23 protein-coding genes are annotated in these 24,823 nt (G+C 69.7%); 6 read left to right on the top strand and 17 right to left on the bottom strand.

What is annotated here, in order from left to right; all coding sequences use genetic code 11:
* Window positions 1–27: 27 nt before the first annotated feature.
* The 4 genes from LK09_RS00915 to LK09_RS00900 form a co-directional block, all read right to left on the bottom strand.
* Entirely contained in the window at window positions 28–471 is a 444-nt protein-coding gene (locus LK09_RS00915; protein WP_039394381.1) for a GlcG/HbpS family heme-binding protein, read from the bottom strand.
* Window positions 471–1,931, bottom strand: a complete 1,461-nt coding sequence (locus LK09_RS00910; protein ID WP_039394379.1) for an APC family permease — start codon at window positions 1,929–1,931, stop codon at window positions 471–473. Before LK09_RS00910 ends, LK09_RS00915 begins: the two co-directional genes overlap by 1 nt.
* Window positions 1,932–2,112: 181 nt before the next feature.
* The gene (locus tag LK09_RS00905; protein ID WP_039394376.1) at window positions 2,113–2,583 is read right to left on the bottom strand and encodes a MarR family winged helix-turn-helix transcriptional regulator; all 471 of its coding nucleotides are present in this window, start codon (window positions 2,581–2,583) and stop codon (window positions 2,113–2,115) included.
* Window positions 2,584–2,586: 3 nt separating this feature from the next.
* Window positions 2,587–3,453 (bottom strand): MBL fold metallo-hydrolase, encoded by an 867-nt coding sequence (locus tag LK09_RS00900; protein ID WP_039394373.1) that lies wholly within the window; start codon window positions 3,451–3,453, stop codon window positions 2,587–2,589.
* Between the two features lie 133 nt (window positions 3,454–3,586).
* On the opposite strand from LK09_RS00900, the gene LK09_RS00895 reads away from it, so the two are divergent.
* From LK09_RS00895 to LK09_RS00885, 3 genes are all read left to right on the top strand, one after another.
* Window positions 3,587–4,111, top strand: coding sequence for a hypothetical protein (locus LK09_RS00895; protein WP_039394370.1), 525 nt, complete (start codon window positions 3,587–3,589; stop codon window positions 4,109–4,111).
* 102 nt (window positions 4,112–4,213) lie between these two features.
* Window positions 4,214–4,498, top strand: a complete 285-nt coding sequence (locus tag LK09_RS00890; RefSeq protein ID WP_156138593.1) for a hypothetical protein — start codon at window positions 4,214–4,216, stop codon at window positions 4,496–4,498.
* Window positions 4,499–4,531: 33 nt separating this feature from the next.
* Window positions 4,532–5,161 (top strand): DUF1684 domain-containing protein, encoded by a 630-nt coding sequence (locus LK09_RS00885; protein WP_039394365.1) that lies wholly within the window; start codon window positions 4,532–4,534, stop codon window positions 5,159–5,161.
* Between the two features lie 53 nt (window positions 5,162–5,214).
* On the opposite strand, the gene LK09_RS00880 is transcribed toward LK09_RS00885, so the two are convergent.
* Entirely contained in the window at window positions 5,215–7,230 is a 2,016-nt protein-coding gene (locus LK09_RS00880; RefSeq protein ID WP_156138592.1) for a hypothetical protein, read from the bottom strand.
* 281 nt (window positions 7,231–7,511) lie between these two features.
* On the opposite strand from LK09_RS00880, the gene LK09_RS00875 reads away from it, so the two are divergent.
* Window positions 7,512–9,323, top strand: a complete 1,812-nt coding sequence (locus LK09_RS00875; RefSeq protein WP_052226249.1) for an alkaline phosphatase family protein — start codon at window positions 7,512–7,514, stop codon at window positions 9,321–9,323.
* A 135-nt stretch (window positions 9,324–9,458) separates the two neighbouring features.
* Entirely contained in the window at window positions 9,459–10,361 is a 903-nt protein-coding gene (locus tag LK09_RS00870; RefSeq protein WP_052226248.1) for a Rieske 2Fe-2S domain-containing protein, read from the top strand.
* 24 nt (window positions 10,362–10,385) lie between these two features.
* Here the strand turns inward: LK09_RS00870 and LK09_RS00865 are convergent, their stop codons facing one another.
* The 8 genes from LK09_RS00865 to LK09_RS00835 all read right to left on the bottom strand — a co-directional run bounded on the left by LK09_RS00865 (window position 10,386) and on the right by LK09_RS00835 (window position 16,397).
* A complete protein-coding gene (locus tag LK09_RS00865; protein WP_052226247.1) occupies window positions 10,386–10,886 on the bottom strand; it encodes a hypothetical protein in 501 nt (166 codons plus the stop codon).
* Between the two features lie 140 nt (window positions 10,887–11,026).
* The gene (gene wecB / locus LK09_RS00860) at window positions 11,027–12,202 is read right to left on the bottom strand and encodes a non-hydrolyzing UDP-N-acetylglucosamine 2-epimerase (protein ID WP_039394356.1); all 1,176 of its coding nucleotides are present in this window, start codon (window positions 12,200–12,202) and stop codon (window positions 11,027–11,029) included.
* A gap of 48 nt (window positions 12,203–12,250) precedes the next feature.
* Complete coding sequence (locus tag LK09_RS00855; RefSeq protein WP_156138591.1) at window positions 12,251–12,931, bottom strand: hypothetical protein; 681 nt, start codon at window positions 12,929–12,931, stop codon at window positions 12,251–12,253.
* Complete coding sequence (locus LK09_RS00850; protein WP_039394351.1) at window positions 12,924–13,541, bottom strand: exosortase/archaeosortase family protein; 618 nt, start codon at window positions 13,539–13,541, stop codon at window positions 12,924–12,926. The genes LK09_RS00855 and LK09_RS00850 overlap by 8 nt, the downstream gene beginning before the upstream one ends.
* The gene (locus LK09_RS00845; protein WP_039394348.1) at window positions 13,541–14,893 is read right to left on the bottom strand and encodes a glycosyltransferase family 2 protein; all 1,353 of its coding nucleotides are present in this window, start codon (window positions 14,891–14,893) and stop codon (window positions 13,541–13,543) included. The genes LK09_RS00850 and LK09_RS00845 overlap by 1 nt, the downstream gene beginning before the upstream one ends.
* A gap of 116 nt (window positions 14,894–15,009) precedes the next feature.
* Window positions 15,010–15,183 carry a hypothetical protein gene (locus tag LK09_RS21870; protein WP_231562913.1) on the bottom strand — a complete coding sequence of 58 codons (174 nt, stop codon included), beginning with the start codon at window positions 15,181–15,183 and terminating at the stop codon, window positions 15,010–15,012.
* Between the two features lie 78 nt (window positions 15,184–15,261).
* Window positions 15,262–15,933 (bottom strand): hypothetical protein, encoded by a 672-nt coding sequence (locus tag LK09_RS00840; RefSeq protein WP_039394345.1) that lies wholly within the window; start codon window positions 15,931–15,933, stop codon window positions 15,262–15,264.
* 167 nt (window positions 15,934–16,100) lie between these two features.
* Window positions 16,101–16,397 carry a hypothetical protein gene (locus LK09_RS00835; RefSeq protein ID WP_039394342.1) on the bottom strand — a complete coding sequence of 99 codons (297 nt, stop codon included), beginning with the start codon at window positions 16,395–16,397 and terminating at the stop codon, window positions 16,101–16,103.
* Between the two features lie 323 nt (window positions 16,398–16,720).
* On the opposite strand from LK09_RS00835, the gene LK09_RS00830 reads away from it, so the two are divergent.
* The gene (locus LK09_RS00830) at window positions 16,721–17,644 is read left to right on the top strand and encodes a hypothetical protein (protein ID WP_039394339.1); all 924 of its coding nucleotides are present in this window, start codon (window positions 16,721–16,723) and stop codon (window positions 17,642–17,644) included.
* On the opposite strand, the gene LK09_RS20440 is transcribed toward LK09_RS00830, so the two are convergent.
* The 4 genes from LK09_RS20440 to LK09_RS00805 form a co-directional block, all read right to left on the bottom strand.
* Complete coding sequence (locus tag LK09_RS20440; protein WP_231562924.1) at window positions 17,641–20,163, bottom strand: helix-turn-helix transcriptional regulator; 2,523 nt, start codon at window positions 20,161–20,163, stop codon at window positions 17,641–17,643. The two genes, LK09_RS00830 and LK09_RS20440, sit on opposite strands and share 4 nt — an antisense overlap.
* 89 nt (window positions 20,164–20,252) lie before the next feature.
* Window positions 20,253–20,933: a class F sortase gene (locus LK09_RS00815; RefSeq protein WP_052226245.1), complete on the bottom strand. Its 681-nt coding sequence runs from the start codon at window positions 20,931–20,933 to the stop codon at window positions 20,253–20,255.
* Between the two features lie 205 nt (window positions 20,934–21,138).
* Entirely contained in the window at window positions 21,139–21,390 is a 252-nt protein-coding gene (locus LK09_RS00810; protein ID WP_039394333.1) for a hypothetical protein, read from the bottom strand.
* 333 nt (window positions 21,391–21,723) lie between these two features.
* The gene (locus LK09_RS00805) at window positions 21,724–24,630 is read right to left on the bottom strand and encodes a transglycosylase domain-containing protein (protein WP_082007960.1); all 2,907 of its coding nucleotides are present in this window, start codon (window positions 24,628–24,630) and stop codon (window positions 21,724–21,726) included.
* Between the last annotated feature and the right edge of the window lie 193 nt (window positions 24,631–24,823).

Below are 24,823 nucleotides of genomic sequence, written 5' to 3'. Positions count from 1 at the left end.
GTCCTGGACCGAACCGATCGCCGTCATTCAGGACAGCGGAACACCGGTGGGTGATCGCGCGAAAGCCGCGACGGCCGCGCGGGCGCAGGCCGTGTCATCCTCCACGGCCGCTCCGCTGACGCCCACTCCTCCGACGATGCGCCCGCCGTCCGCACCGTTCTCCCGAAGCGGGATGCCGCCGCCGAAGATCACGTAGCGTCCGCCGCCGTTCGCCTGCAGCCCGAACAGCGGGCCGCCGGGAGCGCAGAGCACCGCCAGCTCATCGGTCGGGGTGCTCTGCGCGACGGCGGTGTAGGCCTTGTCGACGGCGAGGGTGGGACCGGCCACCTCGGCGCCGTCCATACGGGCGAAGGCGACGAGATGGCCGCCGGCATCCACCACCGCCGCGCTGATCTGCACGTCGAGGGTCCGGGCGTGCGCGACGGCGGCCTCGACCAGCCGTTCCGCCGTCGATAGGTCGAGGCCGCCCATCAGCCGAGCTCGTCGATCTTGTCGGCCTGTCGCGCGTCGGCCTCGGCGAGTTCCTCTTCGGTCTCGCCGGCCGCCATCACGGTGCCGGCGCGCCGGAGCGTCTCGGGGTGCGTCTTGCCGATGCGCCACGCGATCACCGACATCACGACGATGAACAGCAGCACCAGGTAGGGGAACAGCGTCAGCGGCATCGCCGGCGCCGGGTACACCTGGCCGACGATCGGGATGATCAGCACCAGGATGCCGAGCACCGGGATGACGATGTGCTTGAAGACGTTCCGCTCCGCGCGGCGCGTCCGCGAGAAGTGCCGGATGCAGGCGACCGCGGTGAGGATGTACACCGGGATGATCGCGAGGGTGAGGATCGAACCGAGGTCGACGTAGGCGTTGAACGGGCCGGTGATGAGGCCGACACCGAAGGTGAGCACCACCGACACGGCGGCCACGAACCAGATCGCCACGGTCGGCGTCTTGTGCTCCGGGTGCACCTTGCTCAGGGGCTTGGGGAGGAGGCCTTCCCGGCCCATCGCGAAGATGATGCGCACCACGCCGTTGTTGGTGTTCATGGTCACGGCGAAGATCGACGAGATGCCGGCCAGACCGACGAGGATCTGCATCCACGGGGCGTACATCTTGGCGAGGGTGGTGAACGGCGCGCCGTCGCTGGTGAGCTTGTCGACGTTGTCGACCCCGAACCCGTTCATCTCCGCGAACGTGCAGAACAGGTAGATGAGACCGACGAACACCAGCGACAGGATGATGGCGCGCGGCACGTTGCGGTGCGGCTTGCGCACCTCCTCGCCGAGGGTCGTCGCCGCCTCGAATCCCACGAACGAGAGGATGCCGAAGGTCAGGCCCATCGCGATGCCGGCCAGGCCCGTGGGCGAGGACGCCGGGCTGAGCGGAGCGAACGTGATGCCGTCCGCACCGCCCTTGGCGAGCACGATGATGCTGAGCAGCACGATGATCGCCACCTCGATGGTGAAGAGCGTCGCGGCGGTGCGCAGCGATCCGGAGATGCCGCGCAGCGACAGGATGACCATGAGCACGGTGAACAGGGCCGAGACCACGACCCAGGAGATGTGGATGCCGTACCCCGCGAGCAGGTCGGTCGTGTAGTAGCCGATCAGCGCGAGTTCGGCGGGGACGAGCAGGGCGTACGCGACGAACATCAGCCCACCGGTGACGAACCCGCTCTTCGGGCCGATCCCGTTGGCCACGTAGGTGTAGAAGGAGCCCGCGCTCGGAAGGGCCCGCGCCATCTCCGAGATGCTGCCGGCGACGATGAGCATGATCACCATGGCCACGAGGAACGTGAACGGCATCGCCGCTCCGGCGCCGCCCGCCACCACCTGAGGGTTGAAGTACACGGAAACCGCCGGGCCCATCAGGGCGGCGGACATGATGACCGCTCCGCCGAGCCCGACGGCGTTGCTCTTGAGACGTGATGTGTCGCTCACGCCGACTCCTCTCTCTGCGCCGCTTTGCGCTCGGCCAGCATGGTGGCAACGTGAACACGGCGTCAACGACGTTCGAGTGCGTCCCGCCAAGACCCGACACTCCGCTCGCCCGGGTTCGCACATCCAGACGAACTGACGCACCGACCCCTTGCGCGCGGCGCGCGCAACTGTTCGTGCGTGATCAGGTCGCGGACTCCTCGGCGGCGAGCCGGCGGTCCAGGGCGTTGCCCGCGGGCGAGCCCTGCGTCACACCACGAAGGAACCGCACGAGCATCTCGGTGTCGACGCCGTCGAGTGCGCCGTCGATCGCATCGGAGAGCTCATCTTCGATGGCCCGCACGTGAGCCGCCCGGGACTCGCCCTGCGGCGTGATGGTGAGCCGCACCTGGCGCCGATCGTGCTCCCCGGGCGAGCGCTGCACAAGACCGGCGACGACCAGCCGATCCACGATCCGGCTCGGACTCGTGCCGCTGTCGCAGACCAGCATGTCGCCGAGCTGGTTCAGGGCGAGCGGGCCGTGGTCTTCGATGATGCGCAGCGCCTCGGACTGCGCCGGGGTGAGACCGATCGGTGCCAGGGCCGCAGCCAGCCGGCGGTTGCCCTCGCGCTGTGCGGCGAGGATCAGATACCGAAGCTCTTCCGCAGTTCTCACCGATCACTCCTCGTGCTGCAGCAGCGCCTCCGCGAGAACACCGGCGGCGGCCGGGTCGTGCGCTGCAAGAACAGGCATGCCAGGGTATCGCGCCACCAGCTCATTGACCCGCCGGCTCGTCGCGTGCAGCGCCGTGCGGTTGCCGACGCCGGGAACCCGATCGGCGGCCAGAAGCTCCGCGTCGTAGGTGAGGTCTCCGACGAACAGCATGGGCGGCATCCCCCCGCTGCGCAGGAGCAGGGAGGTCGATCCGGGCGTGTGGCCCGGCGTGGGCAGCAGCAGGAGCGACCCGTCGCCCATCACGTCGTGCGCGTGCGTGAACGGCGCGATGGTGTCGTCGCGGACGGGCTGCGGGTCGACCGCCACCCAGACGATGCCCGGCAGCCGGATGTGGTCGCGCATCAGCCCGTCGAGCACGGCGAACCGCCGGTCGACCGAGGCGAGCTCGCCGCCGTCCACCAGGACCTGCGCCGAGTCGGGGAGTTCGCGCAGGCCCCCGATGTGATCCTGGTGGAGGTGCGACAGGATCGCGACGCGCACGTCGGCGATGTCGTACCCGCGGGCGCTCAGCTGCGCGGTGAGGGTGGCGTCTTCCGGGATGTCGAACGTCGCCAGGCGCCGGTAGCTGCGCCCGACGAATCCGCCGGGAAAGTACGCGGGTTCGGTGACCGAGCGGCGATCCTGCCCGGTGTCGAACAGCACGAGGCCCTTCTCGTGCTCGATCACGTACACGTTGATCGGCCGCGGGTCGGTCCAGCGGCGCGACGTGTTCAACCACCACATCAGCGGGGTGCCGTTCGACTCGACGTGCTCCGGACGGATGCGGACGCTCCCGGTGCTGATCACCGAAACGCGCTTCACAGGGTTCATGACTCCTCCAATAGATGTTACGACATGCATGTCGTGACATTTATTGTGTGATGCGAAGGACGCGTTGTCAACCGACACCGGGCATCCAGCCCGGATCCAGGCAACGCCGATCCGGTGGACGCAGGATGGTCGCATGCCACCGACCCGCTCCGACCTGCGAGCTGATCCCCTCTCCCGTCACCGACGACGCGAGCGCCTCGCCTGGGCGATCGCCGGGGCATCCCTGGCCGTCACTCTGCTGATCTCCTGCTTCACCGTCGGCCTGCTGCAGGATCAGCGACCGGCGACGGCCGGCGGAACGCGGGTGGCCAGCACGATCACCGCCACGACGCCGGCCACGCGTGCGACCGACGTTCACCGCGCCTGGATGACGCTCGCTCAGTCGTTCGCGCGCGGCTACGCGGCGAACGACCGCTACGCCACCGGGATCTGCGGTCACGGCGACTGGTTCGGCTGGGAGGCCGGAGTGAAGAAGCCGAGCTACCTGCCGTTCACAGCCGTGCGAACCGTCGGCGCGAAGCCGGCGAGCGGCACCGACGACGGCTACTGGGTCTATGAGGTGCAGGGCAAAGACCGCGCGGGCACGATCGAGCACCTCGCCGTGGTCGTCGACATCACCGGCACCGCGCCGTGCGTCGCCTCGCTGTCGACGAACTGAGGAGGATCCCGGCAACCGGCCGGCACGGGCACACGCGGGCGTAGGGTGGGGCCGAGACGTCGATGCGAGGCGACGACCAAGCCCACGAGCGAGGGAGTGATGATGTCTGAATCCGAGCACCGCGAAGAGCCCGAAGAGCAGCCGACGTCGGCGGCGTCCGACGACGAGGTGCGAGACCACCTCGTTGGCAAGTACACCGAGGTCGACGGCGAAGGCCCCGAGGTGCGGCGGGTCGCCGGCGAGTACACCCGCACCGAGCGGACGACCGACGAGGAGGCCGGCGTCGGAGACTATGTCTCGACCGAGGAGAACCCCCAGCTCCACGATCCCTCCGAGCGGCCCGGCAAGTACACCCGCGCCGATCACGGCGAGCACCACGACGGCTGACCCCGACCGACCACGTGCGCGTAGCCTGGCCCGATGACACCACCGTCTGCCCGCACCGCCCTCGAGGTCGCCGACTGGCGGCGGCGCGTGTTCGCCCTTTACGCGAGGGTTCGTGAGGCGCGCAGCCCCGAAGCCGCGCACGACCTGTGGCGGGCAGGCCGGGACGACCTGATGGGGCGGCATCCCGCCACTCCCCTGCTCGCGCAGGACCGGGCCGGGTTCCGCGGGCTCGCCGTCGCGCCGTACGACCCGCAGTGGCGCTTCGAGACCCCGATCCTCCCGGCCGAACCGGGAGGCTTCGAGTTCGCCACCGGCACGGACGGCATCGTCCCCTTCGAGCGGATCGGCCGGGTGGACCTGCCGGAGGTCGGTTCCCTCGACGTCTGGCGCCTGGCGTCCTACGGCGGCGGGATCTTCATCCCCGTGCGCGACGCCCTCGCCGGAAGACCCGGCGGCACCTACGGCGGCGGACGCTACCTGATCGACACCATCAAGGGCGCCGACCTCGGGCTCGACGCTGAAGCCGGCACGATCGTGATCGACTTCAACTTCGCCTACAACCCGTCCTGTGCCTACGACCCCGCCTGGGCGTGCCCGCTCGCGCAACCCGGCAACGTGCTGACGACGCCGGTCCCCGTCGGCGAACTGTACCTCGGCGGATGACGCGACGGCGACGGGCCGCACTCACGAGAGCGCAGGCCCGTCGCCGTCCCGATCTACGGCACCGACAGGGTGCTGACCCCGGTCCCCCAGTTCGCGAACAGATCCCGCGTCCCGCCGCACGTGAAGTCCGACGCGAACTGCGTGCTCGTGCAGGACTGGCCGATCATCTCGCCCGCGAAGGTGATCGTGCTGCCGTGGGCGACGGCGGCGCCGTAGTCGCCCCAGCGCGGCGAGTACAGCCCGGTGCCGATGTCCTGGTACTCGCTGAATCCGTCCTGCGGACCGACGCCGGACCGGGCGACGTGCACGACGCTCCCGACCTGGTCACCGCTGCGGATGACCGTGTACGCCTGGCTCGGATAGTACGCGCTGCCGGTCAGCGTGTAGCCGATGACGCCCGCGCCGGATGCCGCGACCGCCACGCCCGGATAGACGGCGTTCGCCCCCGCCGGGGCGATGTACCCGGTGGTGACGCTGCCGGGCACGAGTCCCGTCGCACCCCAGACCGGCGTCGTGACGAAGTACGCGATGCCGCCCTGGACGAGCGCCGTGGAACCTGTTCGCGGCTGGTTCACCCCGGTGTTCAGCGCACCGAGCAGGGCGCCCGTGCTGGGGTCGACCGTGACCGATCCCATCCGGTCGTCGTTCGTCGCGATCCCGCCCTCGGGGAGCGGCGAGTTCTTCTTCGCGCCGTTGAGCCTGTTCCACACGAGCGCGAGCGGCACGGAGCCCGTCTTCTGCGCGACGGTCGGCAGGGGCGGGGCCGCATACTGCCCCGACGAGAGCGTCGTCTCGAAGATCTTCACCGAGCCGCCGTGATCGACCGCGCTCGTGTTCGTGTACGCCCACTCCGCGATGCGGTTGTCCCCCGCGTTCACGAAGTCCAGCGCGCTCAGCGCATAGGATGTCCCGCCGTTCGCGGTCGAGTAGCGCCCGTCGGGCGCCTGGGCCGGCGTCAGGGAGTACCAGGGCCCCGCTCCCGGCGCCGCGACCGTCGCACCGACCGCCGAGAACAGCGTCGACACCGACTTCGCTCCCGCCACCATCGCCGCCTTGCTCAGGAAGTACAGCCCTGCCTGGGCAGCCGGGTTCGAGCGGAACACGGAGTATTCGTTGGTCGAGATCTGCACGGATGCCCCGTCGACGCCGAGCAGCGGCTGGTCGCCGAGGCACGGGTTCGCGGAGGGGTCCGTCGGCGGCAGGTTGTTGCAGGTCGAGGTCCCCGTGGCGTTGTAGGCGTCCGGGACGAAGTAGTCGTTCCAGGTGCCGTTCGGGTCGCCGGACGTACTCACCGCCACGAACGTCCCCGCCCAGCCGTAGCCGGTCGCGTCGTTCTCGTCGAGCCACAGCTGGCTCGCGAACCAGCGGCCGGACTGCGCGTCGTAGAAGCAGCGCGGGTCACCCTGGATGGAGAAGCTGCCGTCGCCGGCGGCGCCGAAGACCTCCGGGGTCTTGAACAGGCTCTCGATCGGCGCCGCCTTGGTGCCGCCGGTGAGGTTCGCGGAGAACACGCGTGCGACCACGTTGTTGATCTCCATGACGTACCCGTTGCCGGCGCACACGCCCTGATCCGGCGGCTCGATGTCCACGCCGGGAAGCGACAGCGGATGCCCCGAGCTGTCGTAGACGGGGTGGGTGATGCCCTGGTCGAAGGCGTTCAGTCCGGCGACGCTCGCCGAGAGGTTCGCCGTCGCGCCGGCGACCGGCTGCCCGGCGACCGTCGGGTTGATCGGATTCGCCTTCATCCCGACCCGCGACACGGAGGCGTGCTTGGCCGTCGTGGCGGATGCCTTGTCACCCACGTCGGGCGTGTGCGGCATCCTGCTCGCCGGGATCGTCGCCGGCAGCTTCGTCGAACCGCTGACCGCCGAACCGCCGCCGGCCATGCCGCCGAAGTCCAGCCGCGTCGTTCCGACGAGGGTCGCCGTGACGGTGGGAGTCGCCTGTGCGACATAGCCGGTCGGCGGCGGCGACGGCGGTGCGGCATACGCACCCGCTCCGCCGATACCGGCCAGGACCAACCCGGCCGTCGTCGCTGCGGCGAGAAGAACGACTCGTCTCTGGAACATGTCTGTCCACCTTCCCCAAGCACGTGGGGTGCCGGTCTGGCGACCCCAGAACCGAGATTCAAGGTAGACCCGTGCGGCGGCGAATACCAGACGACCACCGCACGGGACACCCAGCAAACACCTCGGAAAGCACCGGTGGAGAACCAGCCCCGATTCGTCGGCCCGTCACCCGCGCGTCCGCCGGTGTTCACGTCCACTCACCAGGTTGGGCAGGGTGTGCGAGTGATCCCCCCAGGCGCCACCAGCGACGCCGTCACCCGTACCGAGAGGGAGAACCCCGAATGAGCGCAAAGACGAGGACTCGGGCGATCGTCACCGCCACGAGCATCGCGGCTCTGGTCGCCGCGGCCTTCGCCGGCGGAGTCGGCAGCGCGACGGCCGCCGTCCACCGGCCCACCGTCCGCCGGTCGTCGCACGTCCTGCTGATCTCGATCGACGGGATGCACCAGAGCGACCTGGACTGGTACGTCGCCCGGCATCCGCACTCGACGCTCGCGCGCCTGACCCGCCACGGCCGCGAGTACACGAATGCGCTGTCCGCCAACCCGTCGGACTCCGACCCGGGCGGCACGGCCATCATGACCGGCGGCAACCCGAAGACCACCGGCGTCTACTACGACGTCGAGTACAGCCACACCGTCGACGAGGCGGGAGCCGCCTGCACTCCCGGCCGGAAGGCCACCGGCGGCGACGTGATCTACGACTCCCCCGACGACGCGCTCGCGAGCGTTCCCGACCTCATCAGCACCTCGACGAGCACGTTCCCGTCGTTCGACGAGAACGGGTCGGTCTTCGCGAACGGCGCCGACACGAACCCGGCCGCGATCATGAAGCTGACCTTCGACCCGAAGACGTCGCTCGACCCGGCGACGTTCCCCGTGGACCCCGCGACCTGCCGGCCGATCACCCCCTGGGACTACCTCGGCGACAACACGCTCTTCCAGGTCGCGCACGCCGCGGGCCTGCGCACCGCCTGGTCGGACAAGCACGCGGTGTACGCCTCCTTCAACGGTCCCGGCTCCGACGGCCGGAGCATCGACGACCTCTTCGCGCCCGAGATCGACTCGCAGGCCGTCATGCCCGACGGCGTCCCGTACCCGCAGGACGACGACTGGGCGCACATCGACGCGGCCACCAAGCAGTACGACGGCTACAAGGTGCAGGCGGTCCTGAACGAGATCGCCGGCCGCGACCACTCCGGCGCGACCGAGGTCGGCACCCCGGCGATCTTCGGCATGAACTTCCAGACGGTCTCGGTCGCCCAGAAGATCCGCTCGACCCCGACCACCCTCATCAAGAAGGCCGACGGCAGCTACACCACGAGCGCGCCGCAGGCCGGCGGGTACGCGTGGGTGGACGGCGAGCTCGTTCCCGGTCCGGTGCTCTCCAGCGCCCTGGACTACGTCGACGCGCAGCTCGGCCGCATGGTGTCCGGCATCCACCGGGCGGGCCTCACGGGCTCGACCACGATCATCGTCACCGCCAAGCACGGGCAGTCGCCGCAGGACCCGAACAAGCTCGTGACGATCAAGGACGGCCCCATCGTCAGCGCGATCAACGCCGCCTGGGCGCAGACGCACCCCGGCAACCCCAGCCTGATCGTCGCCGGCACCGACGACGACCTGTGGCAGTCGTACCTGTCGGACACCTCGCAGGCGGCCGCCGACTTCGTCAAGACCTACCTGTGGGACCACACCGCCCAGGGCCTCGACGTGAACAAGCAGCCGGTCACCGTGCAGCACTCCGGTCTGGCGGAGATCTGGGCCGGGGCGGATGCCGCCGCATTCTTCGGAACGCCGGTGGATGACGGGCACCACCCGGACGTCTTCGGCAAGGTGCAGGAGGGCGTCGTCTACGCGGGACCGACCAAGCTCGCCGAGCACGGCGGCATGAACCCGGGCGACCGGCACGTGCTGATGCTCGTCGCCGGCCCGCACATCGCCGCGCACGTCGAGTCCGCCCCTGTGGAGACCACCCAGGTGGCGCCCACCGTGCTGTCGCTGCTGGGCCTGGACCCCCGTGAGCTGACCGCCGTGCAGAAGGAGGGCACGCAGGTGCTTCCGGGCATCGCCGGAGCGGCGCGCGGCCGCTGACCGTCGGGCCCCGATCCACTCGGACGGCCGGGATGCCCCGGGCGTCCGAGTGTCGTCCCCGTCACGCCTTGACCATTCGATCCGGCTGTGTCAACCCGGTGGCCGGCGAGCGCACGGCATCCTTACCGTCCGGCTATGACTTCTCTCGCACAATCGGCTCCCCGCCGCCTCGGCCGGGCCGTCACACGCGTCATGGATCGGATCGAGAACGCGGAGGTGCTCGACCGGGTCGCCGGCCCCGTGAGCGGCGCGGTGAACCGGTTCGTCCCGGCCGGTGCGTTCCGCGACCTGCTGCACGGCGTCCCCATCGGCCACCCCGCGCACCCGCTGCTCGTCCAGGTGCCGCTCGGAGCGTGGCTGTCGACGGTGATCCTCGATCATGTGCCGGGCGGGCGTCTGCCGAGCACGGTGCTCGCCGGCGTCGGCACCGCGGCGGCCCTGCCGGCCGCGGCCGCCGGGATCCTCGACTGGGCGAAGACCCATCAGCAGCAGCAACGCGTGGGCCTCGTGCACTGGGCGTCCAACACGATGGCGGTGGGGTTCTTCGCGGCATCCTTCGTGCAGCGGGTGCGCGGACGGCGGGTGAGTGCGACGCTCCTCGCCGAGCTCGGGCTGGCGAGCGCCACCGCCGGCGGGTTCCTGGGCGGTCACCTCGCCTACCGGCAGGCGGTCGGATCGAACCACGATGAGCGGGTCCCGTTCGTGCTGCCCGACGAGTGGTACGCGGTCGGACCCATCGACGAGGTGCCGGACCGCCGGATGACCCGCCGCATCGTGGATGCCGTTCCCGTCCTGGTCTACCGCGTGGGCGACCGGGTGTGGGCGATCGCCGACGAATGCTCGCACCTCGCGGGGCCGCTGAGCGACGGCGACCTCGTCGACGAGCCGGATGCCGGTCCCTGCGTCACCTGCCCGTGGCACGGCAGCGAGTTCTCCCTGACCGACGGCGCGGTCGTCCATGGCCCCGCGACGAGTCCGCAGCACGTCTTGCGCACACGGGTCCGGGACGGGCAGCTCGAGGTCAGCGCCGCGGGCTGACCTCGAGCGGCGGACGCCGGCCCCTCAGTTGTGGGGTGCGGCGTCGGGGTCGGCGGGCGGCGGAACGGGCCGTGCGGCCGGGTCGGCCGTCGGTGCCGGTGCGGCGCCGGGATCGCGCGTGGGCGCACCCGGGGTGGATGCCCCGCCCTGGGTGGCGGGATCGTTCGCGGCCCGCCGCCCGGCACGGGTGTCCACGTCGGGATCGATTCGCGCCGCGCGCTCGTTCTGGCGAGCGGCCTCGGCCTGGGCCTCCTCCGACGCGGAGCGACGCTCGGTCGCCTGCTCGCGCATCCGGGCAGCGTCGATCTCGGCCTGCTTGGCCGCGGCCTCGGCCCGGGTGGCATCCACCTCGTGCTGCTGGGCTGTGAGCTGCGCATCCCGGGACGCGTCACGCAGCTGCGCGGCCTTCTCCCGGTGTGCGGCGTCGCGGCGCCGGCGGGTGCCGATCATCACGAGAATCACCGCCAGGATGATCACGACGAGCACGATCACCACGATGAGCGCGGTTGTTGCTGCGGGTGACATGGGTTACCTCCTTCGGGCATCGTCTTGCGACGACGCCGTCAGTATCGGCATCCTCTGAGCCTCCCGCACAGGTGCTTGACGTTTGGCCGGGGATCTGGCACAAGCAGCGGCGCGGCGCGGCCGACTCCGCCGTCAGCAGGTCACGATGAGGCGCCCGCGCCGACGACGGTGCGCGGAGCGAAGTCGGGCATCTGCGGTCCGAGCCCGAAGAAGGCGCGGACGGCGGCGGTCGTCCGTTCGGCGGCGCGGCCGTCGCCGTACGGGTTGACCGCCCGCGCCATCCGCTCGTACGCGACGGCGTCGGTGAGCAGGGTCGACACCTCCTCGATGATGCGATGCGGATCGGTCCCGACGAGACGGACGGTGCCCGCCTCCACCCCTTCGGGGCGCTCCGTGTTCTCGCGCAGCACCAGGACCGGCTTGCCGAGCGCCGGGGCCTCCTCCTGGACGCCGCCGGAATCGGTCATGACCAGGTCGACCCGGGCCATCACGTGCGCCATCTCGGCGTACGACAGGGGGCTGGTGACGACGAGGTTCCGGATGCCGATCACCTCGGGCAGGAGGGACTCCGCGACGGCCGGGTGCGGGTGCGCAGGCAGCAGGAAGTCGTGATCGGGAAATCGCGCGGCCAGGGTGACCAGCGCGCGGCCGATGCGCCGCATCGGCGCTCCGTGGTTCTCCCGCCGGTGCGCCGTGACCAGCACGGTCGGGCGCGGCGCGCCGAAGATCGCGGCCACGCGGGCGTCGGTGAACTGCGGACGGGTGGACTCGAGGATCAGCTCGAGGGCGTCGACCACGGTGTTCCCGGTCGTCGCGATCGCCGCGTCGGGGATCCCGGACTCGATCAGGTGCTTCTTCGCGCGCGGCGTGGGTGCGAGATGGAGACTCGCGATCTGCCCGATCACGCGACGGTTCCCCTCTTCGGGGAACGGGCTGTGCAGGTCGCCGGAGCGCAGCCCGGCCTCGACGTGCACGACCGGCACCCGCCGGTTGAACGCCGCCAGCGCCGCCGCCATGGCGGAAGTCGTGTCTCCCTGCACGATCACGGCGTCGGGCGCGTGCCGGGCGATGGTGCGATCGAGCCCCTCGATCGTGCGCGCGATGACGTCGGCCGGTGACTGGCGGGCCGTCATGATGTCGAGGTCCTCGCACGGCCGGATCCCGAACTGCCTGTTGACCTGGTCCAGCATGTCGCGGTGCTGCCCGGTGACGACCGTCGCGACGGTGAATTCCGGATCGGCCGCGAACGACCTCACGAGCGGGGCCATCTTGATGGCTTCGGGGCGCGTGCCGTAGACGGGCATCAGCTTCTTCATGCGGAATCGGTCTCCTGGATCGTGGGGCGGGTGCGGCGCGGGGCGCGGTCAGGTCGCATTCGACCCCCTTCGCGGCGCACGCACGACGACGAGGAACCAGAACGACAGAACGAGTCCGAGACAGGCCGAGGCGAGCACCAGGATCGCGACCGAACCGAGAAGCGCGGGGCTCCACTGGTGAACCCCCTGCAGGAGGACGAGGCCGATGAGCCCCGCGACCACGGTCAGAGCCCGCATCGCGATTCCTGCGGAATTGCGCCGGACGAAGACGGAGAGGAGCAGCTCGACCGATCCGAGCGTCGCCCAGAACATGACGCCGAACGCCATGACCCACTGGAAGAAGTACGAGTCGGAAAGCATCGCCACGGCGGCGAGGACGACCATCGCGACGTCGCGGATCGCCTGGTAGGCGACCGTCTCGCCGTGCGGAAGCCGGATGCCCGCGACGGTGTCCCAGCGGGGCGGCGGCGCGGACGTGACGCTCACGCCGCGGATGCCGAGCAGCAGACCGGTCGCGAGCAGGAACTCGGTCACGCCCACCGAGTCGGGGTGAGCGAGCGTCGCCCCGGTCGGATTGAGCCACAGGGCCGTGGCGCCGACGAGCACGGCGGCCGTCTCGCTGAGCGACAATGCGGCGTTGAGCCGGATCGCCGGCCACACGCGGCCCGATCGGTTCTCGACGCGGCTCGTCCTCCTCGGGCCTCGGGCGCGGGTGACGGGGTCAGTCATGGGCGTGCTCCCGCCGCGTGCGGCGACCCCGTCCGATCAGCCGGGGGTCGAGGAGCGCCAGGGACAGCACGGCGAACGCCGCGAAGCCGATGATCCCGAACGCGGAGCCGACGAATCCGTGGCTCAGCGTGTAGCCGGGATCCATCCCCCACGCTGCCGTGCTCGCCGCGATCATCCACAGTCGGATCTGGTTGGTCAGGAGCATTCCGGCGACCCCGATCAGGGCCGCCGCACCCCACCGGGCCCAGCTCACGCGCGTCAGGCCCAGGATGAGGGCGAACAGCACCAGCAGCGGGACAACGGCGACGTACGACGCGCACTGCGCGGTGATCTCCAGGGCGACCCGGGCGGGCAGACCCTGGTGGGTGGGCTCGGGCAGCTGGAGGATCAGGCGCTCACCCCAGAGTTCGACCCCGTGCGGCACGGTCCGATCGAGCCAGCCCTCCGCGAGCCACGCCTCTGCCGCACGCGTCGCGCGTTCGTGGGCGAGCAGAACGCCGACGACGACGATCGTCGCCGTCGCACCGAGCAAGCGCAGGACGCGCCCGCCGGTGAGCCAGCGCGGCTGCCGCATCCGGGCCGCCCGCCGGGTGATGGGCTGCGCGGTCATCACGCCTCCTTCGCGACGACGCCGATGGAGTGCATCTCGGCATTGCGTCGTGTCTTGGCCCAGCCGTTGCGCCCGGTGATCACCCGGAAGAACGCGCGCGACAGGGAGACGTAGAGATAGAAGACGAACAGCCACATCCCGATCCCCCAAAGGATGCCCGCCCAGAAGGGCCGATCGGGTTCGCACTGCCGGCGGTAGATCGGCCCCCAGATGAAGAACGGCCCGATGCCGAAGACCAGGAGCATGGGCAGCGCGGCCCAGTTCGCGACGAGCCAGTGGCCGGCGGCGTCCGGCACCTGGGCGAATCCGACGACGGTCGCCGCGAGCAGGAAGATCCAGGTGATGAAGCCGACGACCTGGATGAACGGAAGGACCAGGTAGTAGGAGCTCTCGAGTACGCCCACGTTGTCGAAGTGCCGCGACATCACGATGTCCTTGATGTAGCGGGCGCACTGGATGTTGCCCTGAGACCACCGCGTGCGCTGGGTCGTGAACCGCCGGAAGTTCACCAGCGCCTCCTGGCTCACATGGGTGTCGTGCACGTGCCGGTTCTCGTATCCGGCCAGCAGCACATGGACGCCCAGCTCATAGTCTTCGAGGAGGGATCCGTGCCACGGCTCGCCGTAGCGGTGCTCGATCTCGTCCAGCGTGCTCAGGCGCGTGAACTGGCCGTTGCCGCCGAGGCCGACGGTGCGCGTCCGCTCCCGCAGCGACTGCATCGCCGCGATCATCGTCCGGAACTCGATGTCCTGCATCCGGATGAGGTACCTCGCGCACAGATTGACGAAGCGCCCCCGGTGCGGGAGGGGGTTGCGGTCGTTGCGGTTCTTCATCCACACGGTGATCTGCGCCGCGCCGACCTTCGGGTCGGCGAACACGTCTCTGCCTGCGACCTGTGCGAGGGCGTTCGGGGCGAGCTCGCCGTCGGCATCCACGACGCACACGATGACCGCCGAGCGGTCGGTGTCCGCGGGCAGGTATTCGTCGAGGGCGGCGTACGCGGCATTGAGCGCATCACCCTTGCCGGTGCGCGCGTCCGGGCGCCGGCGCTGCACGAGGTGGACGTGCGGGTCGCACACGGTTCGCTCGGCGACGAGACGGCCCGTCGCATCGTCGCTGTCGTCGTCGATCACCCAGACGTGCGCGTCAGGAAAGGTCTCGCGCAGGCGTCCCATGGTCGTCTCGATGACAGCCTCCTCGTCACGGCATGGCACGAAGATGTGCCAGTCGAAGTCGGCGGCATCACCGGGGGGCTGCGTGGGTCGGCGCAGGAACGGGATCAGGATCGACGCGACGTACGCGCAGAACGACACGACGAGCGCAGTCGAGAGGGCGCTGAAGACGAGAAACACGGATCGGATCCTTGAGGGGTGGTCGAGGTGGTGGCGCTCCGGCGGAGCACCCGGGTGGTTCGTGGTCGGGAACCGTCGTGGCGCGGGGTCGGCTCGCCCGCGCCACGACCGGGGGCTCAGCCGTCGTGCGACCGGTGCTCGGTGCTCCGCAGCAGCAGCTTCGTCCGCAGGATCAGCGCGGCGGCGATCACCGCCGCGAGCCCCGCGATCGCGAAGCCTACCGCCGGGTATCCGGCGGATGCGACGACGCCTCCGGTGGCGACGCTCGCGCCTGGCAGGTTGCCGTACATCTGGGATTCCTTTCTGTGGGCGCCGCGGCGGAGCGTGCATCGGCCGATGGGACGCTCCGCCGTGGCGCAGTCAGTGGCTCAGTCCGCCTGGGGCTGCTTGCGCCGGCGGACGACGAACATCGTGCCGATCCCCGCGGCGGCGACAGCGGCCGCACCACCGGCGACCGCGAGGCCGCCCGGCTCGACGACGGGAGCGCCCGCCGCGGCGATGATGTTGACGTCGAGCGTGCCGTCGTCGATCGTGTACGTGCCGCCCGCGGCGGTGAGCGTCACGTCCGCCGCCGCGCTATACGTGCCGGCGGCCGCGTCATCCGCCACGACGACCTTCGGGTCGAAGCGGAAGATGACGTCGGCGGGCCAGTTCCAGCCGCCGGGAACCTGACACGTCAGCGTCGCGTTCGCGTCGGACAGCGTGCAGCCGGAGAGGTTCTGCGCGGCGGGGGTCAGGATGCCTCCGTTCTTCGCGTACTCGGTCTTGACCGAGCTCTGGGTCACGAAGCTCGTTCCCTTGGGCGCGTGGAACACGGCCTGTCCGCCGGTGATCCCGGAGATGTCCGAGCTCCCGGCGTTCCAGTAGCTCCAGTGCAGCGTCACCTGGTCACCGGGCGACGCGTCCACCTTGCTGTCCGCGACGTTGTAGCCGGGGAACGCGGTGGCCGCCATCGCGGGGGCGGCGAGTGCGACGGATCCGGCGACCAGTGCCGCAGCGGTGCCGGCGACGCGCAGCCGCGTGCGGGTCTTTTCCTTCATTTCATGATTCCTTTGCAGTGAATGGCGTGCATGCATCCATGAGCCGTGCGGCCCGCACACACCAGTCGACGGTCACACCGGTTCGACGCCCCAGAACGCGAATTCGGCGGAGTTGAGCGGTGTTTTCGGCTTTTTGAGTACCGATCCGGCAAAACCGGGGAAGCGCGTCACTCCGTGACGATGCACGAGGACGAGCCGGCCATGAGGTCGCATCCGGCCGTCCGGATGAACGGCGACACGTTCTGCGTCAGGATGATCGACGCGGCGAGCGCGAGCACCGCCACGCCCAGCGCGATGCCGACCACCCACCGCCAGTTGACGCGGGGACTGTCGGCGTCGTCGAGCGTGTTCACGACGGGCGCGAGGTCGCGCGCGGCGAGGATCTCAGCCAGTTGCGAGACGCCCGTGGGCGGATCGACCCGCCCGGTCATGGCACCGTCGATCGCGTCAGGGCGGGATTCCATCCGCGCACTCCGTTCGTCCCCAGGGCCGGTTCGCTCTCCGACCGGCCCTTCCAGGACAGCATCCGGGCGCCTCCTGCGACGCCCGCATCCGTGTTGTTGAGTATCGGATCCGCACCATTGAGTACCGAAATGCCCGATTTGAGTAGTGTTCGCGCTTTTTCGTGCAGCGGGCAGGGATTGCCCGTCCGGGGACACGCGGACCGCGACTCCCGCCGCCACCCCTCTCCCCGGTTTCGCGCGTTTCGCACTCAATTCCGGGCGCCGACCACTCATCTCTCGCCGGAATCGCGTTCGGTGCCCACGCCGCTCAATAGTTTCGGGGTATGACCGCTCACAAAGGACTGGACCGGGCGACGGTTGTTCCCACACCCCACGGGTACGCGCTGCTCGGGAGCCTCTCGGTCGGCGACCTCGTCTTCGGCGGGTCGGGCGCGCCGGTGGCGATCACCGAGGTCTCGGACACCGCCCGCGACGGGCTCTGCTTCGAGCTGGCCTTCTCGACCGGAGAGCGGACCGTCGTGGGCGCCCTGCACCCGTGGACGACCGAGACGCTGGCCGATCGTCTGCTGTCCGAAAGCGCAAGGGAGCACCGGGCAGCGCCCGGCCTCCATAGCAGCACGAGGTCGACGACGGACATCCTCAAGACCCTGAGCGTGCACGGCGTGAGCAACCACTCACTCGCTCCGACGCCCGGGCTCGTGCTGGACGACGCGACCTTGCCGGTGGCGCCCTATCCCATGGGGACGTGGCTGGGCTCCGACCCGCCCGAGGGCGGACGCGCATCCGTCCTCCTGGGTGTCGACGGATCAGGGAACATCCCCGTCCGATATCTGCGAAGCTCCACGCGTCAGCGGCGCGAGCTCCTCTCCGGTGTCATCGACGTGGCCGGCACGGTCGACGCCTGCGGCCAGGTGACCGTCTCCATCGAGGACGTCGGACTGGCCCGCGACGTCCACGAATTGATCTGCAGTCTCGGCCACCCGGCACGCATCGGCCCCCGCACGGGGCGCGCCCCCGCACGCCTTGCCGGGAGGCGATGGGCGGTGTCGTTCGCGCCCGGTGCGCGCGTCTTCGGACGGGGCCCCATCCGCCACGAGTTCCGGCCCGACGCCGAACAGCGACGGCCCGTCCGGCTCATCTCGAGAGTGCGTCCGGCCGCGCCTCGTCCTCTTCGGGCGGTGCGGACGACGAGTGCGGACGATCTGCTGCTGGTCGGCCGGTCCTTCGTCGTCGTCCGCGGTTGCTAGCGCAGGTTGCCGGCCCGCATGTATTCGCGCAGCGCCTCGCGGCGGTCGAGACCCGTCTTGCGGAGGATCCGGTGGATGTGATTCTCGACGGTGCGCGTGCTGAGGGTGAACCTCTGCGCGATCTGCTGGTTGGAGAGGCCGTGCGCTGCCAGCTCGGCGATCTCGATCTCGCGCCTGCTCAGGCGGGGCGCGGACTGCCGGAAGTTCATCACGTCCGACAGCGAGGGCGAGAGCCGCAGGTCGGTGGCGATCTGCTGCAGGTCGTTCTTCAGATCTTCCTCGACTTCGCCCGTCCGCATCTTCTGGACCAGTTTCAAGGCCGCATAGGCGCGTCCGGGCGTGCCGACGTCGGTCAGCGCCGGAACGGCATCGAGAAGGGCGGCCTCTTCACCGGACGCGACCGCGACCGCGTAGTCGAGCTGCACCGAGAACATCCGAGACCGGAGGGAACTGACGTAGCGCGTGAGCTCCCGCAGCCGCTCTTCGCTGAAGGCCAGCTCGAGCGAACCGAACATGTCGAGCACCCCGCGAAGACGCGCCCCGTTCGACCATTGCTGGACGCCGCTGCGCCACAGCATCGCACCCGCCGCATCGTCTTCGTCGGCGTTGACGGCCTTCTGCGCTTCCGGCCACTCGGTCAGCGGAAGCATTCCGGCCTGATCGATCCCGATACGGCGTCTCTGCGCGAGCATCACAGTCGCGGTCTCGTCATCCCCGCGACGCCGCGCGAGCAGGCCCCCCGCACTGAGGATCGCCATGTGCATGATCTGCGGCACCAGCGGAGGCTTGCCGAGCGACAGCGCGAGGTCGATCAGGGTCCGTGCCTCCGCGTAGCGGCCGCTGAGGATGAGGGCGAGGGCGCCCAGGTAGGTGAACGACCGCAGCGACCGCCCGTCGAGCGCCTCCCGCGCCGTCTCGATCGACGAGTACGCGAGGTCGAGGGCCTCGCCCGGCTCGCCGTCGAACAGGGCGACCAGTCCCCGGAGGAAGCCGGGCACGTACGTCCCGGTGAATCCTTCGGAGATCTCGGGGAGGACGATCCGTGCGAGATCGAAGCGCCCCCAGCTCACGTAGGTCGCCAGCATGGACTCATTGAGCTTGTCCTTGACCGCCTGCGGCAGGTCGGCGTCGATGCGCAGCAGTTCTTCGGCGTCTTCCGGCACCGCACGGAAGTTCGAGAGCAGATCGACCGTCGCGGCATCCATCAGACGCTCGAAGCGGCCCAGGCCGCTCCGGGACTCCTCCAGGTGGGCGAGCGCCGCATCGAGGTCGTCGTCGAACGACGCGATCCACCAGGCGCGCAGCACCTGCAGCTGCGCTCTGCTGGACGGGTCTCCGCTGGCGGCGTCGGTCTCATCGAACACCGCGACGATCTCCCGCGGGTCGGCGTGTTCCTCGTTGAGCACCCGGAGATACCGGAGTGAGGTCAGCGTCGTCGGGTTGTTCACCCACTCCGCCCGCGCGGCGCTCCGCTTCGCCCGCATGTGCTCGCCCATCGCGCGCACGAAGACGCCGTCGGACTGCCGCCAGGCGGGGTCGTCGTCGAACTGATCGGCGGCCGGGTCAAGGCCCGGGATCTGTGTCAGCAGCCCGGCGAGGCGGGCACGTCTGGTCTCATGGACCTCCCGACGCAGGAATTCGGTCACCATCGGCGGGATCACCGCGACCAGCTGTCGCGCCCCGACGGAGTGGATCCGCACGAGGGCCTTGTCTTCGAGCCGCTCGATCGGCTCCCAGCCGACCAGTTGCACGGCGGCGCGGAGTTCGATCTCGCTGGCCATGGACAGCAGTTCGAGGGCGTCCAGCTCGGCGGGGCCGACATCGGCGAGGTAGGCCTCGGCGATCCGCGTCAGGGTGGGCGTCCAGAGCGCCTCTTTCGCGATCCACACCCCGTCCTCCTTCTGGAGGATGCCTTCGGCACGGCAGGCGTCGACGATGCTGACGGCCAGACCCACGACCCCGCCCGACTTCGCGAGCACGCGGGCGAGGGTCGGGCTGTCGACCGGTCCTTCCAGATAGGTGGTGAGTACTCGCTCGAGCTCATCGATGCGCATCGGCTGCAGATCCACGAGGAACGAGTGCGGTGCACGGGGCGACGTCTCCGCGGAGGATGCCGGGGTCCATCGCCGCAGGCTCGATCGCGCGATCGGGAAGTTCGCCCGTTGCTGAGCGGCGAGGAGAACTCCCGCGCTCGCCTCGTCCATGGTGTCCCAATCGTCGATGATGGCGACGAACCGCTTGTTCTCGGCCATGTTCAGCACCCCGTCGAAGGCGGTGCGCAAGGCGGATCGGCCGCGTGTCTGCCCGTCCATCAGGCCGGCGAGGTCGAGCGCCGCCGGGCCGGACGACTGCACCGCGGCATTCCCCGGCACCCAGAGCACGCGCCACGCCTCATTCTCGAGCGCCGCGGCCACCCCGCGCAGGAAGTGTGTTCTTCCGGCGAACCGGCGACCGACCACATCGATCGACCAGCCTGACCTCAACCGCTCGACAGCCGCCTGCAGCGCCTGCGCTCTCATCGACACGTGAGCCCCCCTCCACGTTTACATAGGCAACACCCAGAGTATGCCAACCGCGCAGCGCGCGACAGGCGTGCGTCGCCCATCGGTCAGCGGGCGGTCTGCGGTGTGGGTGCCGATGCGAGCTCGGCGGTCACGACCAGGTTGTCGGTCGACGGCGAACCATCCGGGTGCTCCAGGCAGGTGATCAGCACGAGGCGACCCGGGGTGTTCTTCCACACCGAGGCGGACTGGGCGATCTTGTTCTTGCGGATCAGCTGTGATCCGGTGACGGTGTACTTGACCCCGTCGACGTCGACGGCCGCACCCTCGGCGACCTTGCTCCGCTGGCGTTCGATGTCGGTGAGGTAGTTGCCCGGACCCATTCCGCCGTTGCGCAGGGCGTGCATGACGACGTAGACCGTGCCGGACTTCGCGGCACTGAGAGGGACACCCACATTGCGCACCCAGTACGCCGAGGTGAATCCGGGGGGCACGATCGAGCCGTTGACCGCCGACAGGGAGCCGAGGGGCACGTTCAGGCCCACCGACGCGACGATGAGGCGCCCGCCGTCGTCGGGTCGGGCGGATGCCGACGGCTCGGGCGTGGCTCCCGGGTCGAGCTGTACCGTGTTGCCGCGCATGTCCTTCGCCGTGTACCCGCGCGGCGCGCTGGACTGGGACACGAACCCGATGACCCCGATCGCGATGAAGATCGCCGCGAGACCGGCGAGCACGATCAGGATGACGCGCCCGCGGTTGGAGCGCTGCGGATCGGTTGATGTTGACATTCTCGTTCTCCCCCTGTGGCATACGGCAGCTCGTGGCGTCCTGCGCATCGCCGGGGTTCACGCGCGGCACGCAGGCCGCGCCGCCTGAATCATCCTCGACCGCCCACGTCGTGCGTTTCGGCGATTCCGGCGTCCTTGAGTGGTCTTTCGGCCGAATTGAGTAGTGTCTCGAAAAATCTGTGCAGCGCCCGCGGGGGCCGACCGGCTACTCGTCCTCCGCGGATGACGACATCAGCGCGTGTTCGGCCTGCTCGCAGAGGCGACGGGCGCGAGAAGCCCAATCGCGGAGGATGCCGACGTGCGCCTGGGGGACGTCGGCATCCTGCCAGCGGGCCTCCTCGTGCGCCTGGGCTGCGGCATCCGTCGCGAAGGCGTCCAGCGCGGCGATGAGGACCCGCACGTCATCCCAGTCGCGCACCCGGAGCGCCGTCGAGGCGTCTCCTCGGTCGCGGTTCACTGTCTGCTGGTTCCCGTCTGCCCGATGCGGGGCGCGCCCCGGGTGCTCCCGGTGGGCGTCTCGCAGTCGGGGAGATTGGATGAGACGCCCACCGGGCCGGCACAGAACACCAGTGAGGGGTGACGACCGTCGAAGCCGTCGAGCCTCGTGCCTTGCCCGGTGAGGTTCACGCGGGCGTCGCCAACGCTAGGCGGTGAAGCGGGCGCGTGCTCGCCGAATCGTGCGATTGAGTGGTGAACCTCGCCTTTTTGAGTAGTGATCCGGCTCGATCGGGCGATTTTCGCGCTCGCCCGTGCAACGGGGTCGGCGGAACCCCCCGCGCCACGGACCCGGTCATCCCGCATCGACGGAGCCGTTGCTGGGTCGGATGGTGATGCGGGTGCCCGGGCGCGCCGAGTGCGCCCCCGGGGACTGCTTCACGATGGTTCCGGCGAGCAGGTCGGAGTCGACGGACGGGCCGATCGCGTACGTGAATCCGGCGTGGAGAAGCGCATTGATCGCCTCGCCGGTGCTGAGCCCGACGACATCGGGAACGACCGACGCGGGCGTCGGCCGCGCACTCGCCTCCCGCCCCGTGCTGGGACGGATCGTGATGCGCGCACCTCGGACGGCGGAGACGGCGCTCTGCTCGGCGATCACGCCCGCGGCGCGGCTGGAATCGATCGACGATCCGATCACATATCCGTATCCGGCGCGCAGCAGGGCGTCGATCGCGTCGCCGGTGGTCATGCCGACGACGTTCGGAACGGATGCGTACCCGCCGTCGCCGTTGCTGGGGTGAAGCGTGATCACGGCACCGGGCCGCGCAGCGCGCGCGCTCTGCTGGGCAATGGCGCCCGCAGCCAGCCCGGAGCTGACCGCGAAGCCGATCTGCGCGTCGAATCCGGCATCCCGGAGCGTCTTCGTCGCGGCCGCCTGCGACATGCCCACGACGTTCGGAACGGGCTTCTGAGGCGTCTTGTCGTAGATGCTCGCGGGCACGTGGAACTTCCCGCCCTTGTACCACCCGTCGATCGCGCCCTGGATGTCGCGGGCGAGCGGGTAGCGGATGTTCCACAGCTGACGGCCCTTGTGCCAGGAGTTGACGAGGTCGCCGAACCCGATGGCATTGCCCACCCAGTTGGCCGTGGTGACCTTCGTGCTCGAGGTGATCAGCCACGTCTGGAGGTTGTCGTGCGTGCCGGTCTTGCCGATGAGTTCGGTGCCGTCGTTCGGGTTGCCGGTCACCGCCGTGCCGCCGGCGCCCATCGGGCCCTTGAGCGCATGGGCGGCCGCGGCGGCGACCTTCGGCTCGAGTACCTTCTCGCACGTCCGATCGGGGGTCGCGATCTGCTTCCCGTCGGCGCCGATGACCTTGTCGATGACCTTCGGCTGGCAGAAGATCCCGCCGTTCGCCACCGCGGCGTACGCCGCGGCCATGGCCAACGGCGAGACGTTGTCGGAGCCGAGGATCTCGTACGGGGCGGGATTGTTCGCCGGGTTCGAGCTGCCGCCCTTCGCGGCGAGCGGGATCGGTGTGCCGTCACCGCGCGTCACGCCGAGGGATGCGGCGGTCTTGCCGATGTCGCAGAGATCCAGCTGACTCGCCATGCCCCAGAAGCCCGAGTTCAGCGACACCTTGGTGAAGAACGCCGGGGTGCCGTAGACCGCCGCCTCGTTCTGGAAGTTGCGCGCATAGCTGCCATCCGTGTGGACGTATCCGCCCTCGACGCAGGAGTCCTTCCACTTCGTGATCCGCTGGTAGGTCCCGTTGACCTGGTCGTAGATCGAGTAGCCCTTCTTCAGCCAGGCGAGCAGGGTGAACAGCTTGAAGGTCGAGCCCGCGTTGAAGCCGCCGGAGGCGCCGTTCTTCGAATCGCCGGCGTAGATGATGCCGGTCTTGCCGTTCTTGTCGGTCGTGTCGCTGTACGTGGTGTTCTGCGCGATCGCGAGCACGCGCCCCGTGCCCACCTCGACGCTGACCGACGTGGAACCGAATCTGCCCGCGAACCCCGTGCCCGACATCGTCTTCGGGTTGTACGTGTTCTGGGCGGTCTGGGCTGCTTTCTGCACGCGCGGGTCGAGGGTGGTGTAGATCTTCAGCCCGCCCTTCTGCAGCATCCGGCCGCGGTCGGACGCGGTGGCGCCGAACGCCTTGTCGGTGAGGATCGTGTTGCGCACGTACGCGCAGTAGTACGGTGCGGTGGACTTCGCGCAGCCCACGGTGGGCTGGGTGATGTTCGGCACGATCGGGGCGGTCGCGGCCTGGTCGTACTGCTTCTGGGTGATCTTCCCGTTCTTCAGCATCCGGCCCAGCACGTACAGCTGCCGTTCCTTGGTGACCGAGTAGCCGGTGATCTTCACGGCATCCTTCGGGGCGGATGCCGGATCGACCATGTCGTAGTAGTCGCCGTTCTTGACCAGCGCGATCTTGTCCTTCGCGGTGTTCGCGGCCTTGCCCTTGATTCGCGTGGACCCGGCGGGCAGGTCGATGCGGTACAGGTTCGGGTCCTGCACCATGCCGGCCAGGGTCGCCGCCTGCGCGACACTGAGCTTGGAGGCGGGGATGCCGAAGTAGTACCGGGACGCGGCATCCACCCCGTAGTTCGTGCCGCCGAACAGGGCGATGTTCAAGTAGCCGAGCAGGATCTCGTTCTTCGAGTACTTCTGCTCCAGCGCGATCGCGTACCGCATCTCCTGGATCTTGCGCTTGATGCCGTCCGGGCCCTTGCTCCCCGCTGCCTGCCGCCAGCACTCCTCCGCTGCATCGACGCTGTTGCCCTTCGCGTTCCAGTCGCACTGCTGGATGAGCACGTTCTTCACGTACTGCTGGCTGATCGAGGAGCCGCCGCGCGAGGACTGGCCCTTCAGGTTGGACAGCACCGCGCTGGTCGTGCCGACCAGGTCGACCCCGCCGTGCTCGTAGTAGCGGGCATCCTCACTGGAGAGGATCGCGTCGTACATCACGGGCGCGATCTGCTTCCACGTCACCGGCGACCGGTTCTGGTCGTAGAACTTCGCCAGCACGGCGTCCTTCTTCGTCTTCGGGTCCTTGTAGTACAAGGTCGACGGAAGGCTGATCTTGTCGATCGTCAGCACGCTCGGCAGGTTGTCGAACATGGTGATCGCGTTCGTCGCCGCGGAGCTCGTCACAGCCACGGCCGGGGTGACCGCCGCCGCGACCAGAACACCGGCCAGCGCACTCAAACCGACAAGGCCCGCGAGGGCGCCGAACACGCCGCTGCGTTTGCTTTCAGACATAGGACGATCCAGATCGTGTGTGCAGGCGCGACCGCCGGCTCGATAGCCTCGGCCGGCTGCGAGCCCCGTCTGCGGGTGATCGAGCGCGAGCTCGAGGGACTGTCTCCGGGTCACCCCCTGTGGTCCCGGACGCACCGTGCGCAGAGGCGCACGAGCACCGAAACGCTAACCGGGCGCACATGGCCGAACCGGC

The organism is Microbacterium mangrovi, assembly GCF_000802305.1.
GTDB classification, from domain to species: Bacteria; Actinomycetota; Actinomycetes; order Actinomycetales; family Microbacteriaceae; genus Microbacterium; species Microbacterium mangrovi.
The sequence above is the reverse complement of the archived record's forward strand: the minus strand, read 5'-3'. Positions and strand labels throughout refer to the sequence as shown.

Excerpts from the sequence above, each read along its gene's own strand:
- LK09_RS00915 (WP_039394381.1), bottom strand. The coding sequence starts at position 471 with ATGGGCGGCCTCGACCTATCGACGGCGGAACGGCTGGTCGAGGCCGCC.
- LK09_RS00900 (WP_039394373.1), bottom strand. The coding sequence starts at position 3,453 with ATGAACCCTGTGAAGCGCGTTTCGGTGATCAGCACCGGGAGCGTCCGC.
- LK09_RS00895 (WP_039394370.1), top strand. The coding sequence starts at position 3,587 with ATGCCACCGACCCGCTCCGACCTGCGAGCTGATCCCCTCTCCCGTCAC.
- LK09_RS00890 (WP_156138593.1), top strand. The coding sequence starts at position 4,214 with ATGTCTGAATCCGAGCACCGCGAAGAGCCCGAAGAGCAGCCGACGTCG.
- LK09_RS00885 (WP_039394365.1), top strand. The coding sequence starts at position 4,532 with ATGACACCACCGTCTGCCCGCACCGCCCTCGAGGTCGCCGACTGGCGG.
- LK09_RS00880 (WP_156138592.1), bottom strand. The coding sequence starts at position 7,230 with ATGTTCCAGAGACGAGTCGTTCTTCTCGCCGCAGCGACGACGGCCGGG.
- LK09_RS00875 (WP_052226249.1), top strand. The coding sequence starts at position 7,512 with ATGAGCGCAAAGACGAGGACTCGGGCGATCGTCACCGCCACGAGCATC.
- LK09_RS00870 (WP_052226248.1), top strand. The coding sequence starts at position 9,459 with ATGACTTCTCTCGCACAATCGGCTCCCCGCCGCCTCGGCCGGGCCGTC.
- LK09_RS00865 (WP_052226247.1), bottom strand. The coding sequence starts at position 10,886 with ATGTCACCCGCAGCAACAACCGCGCTCATCGTGGTGATCGTGCTCGTC.
- wecB (WP_039394356.1), bottom strand. The coding sequence starts at position 12,202 with ATGAAGAAGCTGATGCCCGTCTACGGCACGCGCCCCGAAGCCATCAAG.
- LK09_RS00855 (WP_156138591.1), bottom strand. The coding sequence starts at position 12,931 with ATGACTGACCCCGTCACCCGCGCCCGAGGCCCGAGGAGGACGAGCCGC.
- LK09_RS00850 (WP_039394351.1), bottom strand. The coding sequence starts at position 13,541 with ATGACCGCGCAGCCCATCACCCGGCGGGCGGCCCGGATGCGGCAGCCG.
- LK09_RS21870 (WP_231562913.1), bottom strand. The coding sequence starts at position 15,183 with ATGTACGGCAACCTGCCAGGCGCGAGCGTCGCCACCGGAGGCGTCGTC.
- LK09_RS00840 (WP_039394345.1), bottom strand. The coding sequence starts at position 15,933 with ATGAAGGAAAAGACCCGCACGCGGCTGCGCGTCGCCGGCACCGCTGCG.
- LK09_RS00835 (WP_039394342.1), bottom strand. The coding sequence starts at position 16,397 with ATGGAATCCCGCCCTGACGCGATCGACGGTGCCATGACCGGGCGGGTC.
- LK09_RS00830 (WP_039394339.1), top strand. The coding sequence starts at position 16,721 with ATGACCGCTCACAAAGGACTGGACCGGGCGACGGTTGTTCCCACACCC.
- LK09_RS20440 (WP_231562924.1), bottom strand. The coding sequence starts at position 20,163 with ATGAGAGCGCAGGCGCTGCAGGCGGCTGTCGAGCGGTTGAGGTCAGGC.
- LK09_RS00815 (WP_052226245.1), bottom strand. The coding sequence starts at position 20,933 with ATGTCAACATCAACCGATCCGCAGCGCTCCAACCGCGGGCGCGTCATC.
- LK09_RS00805 (WP_082007960.1), bottom strand. The coding sequence starts at position 24,630 with ATGTCTGAAAGCAAACGCAGCGGCGTGTTCGGCGCCCTCGCGGGCCTT.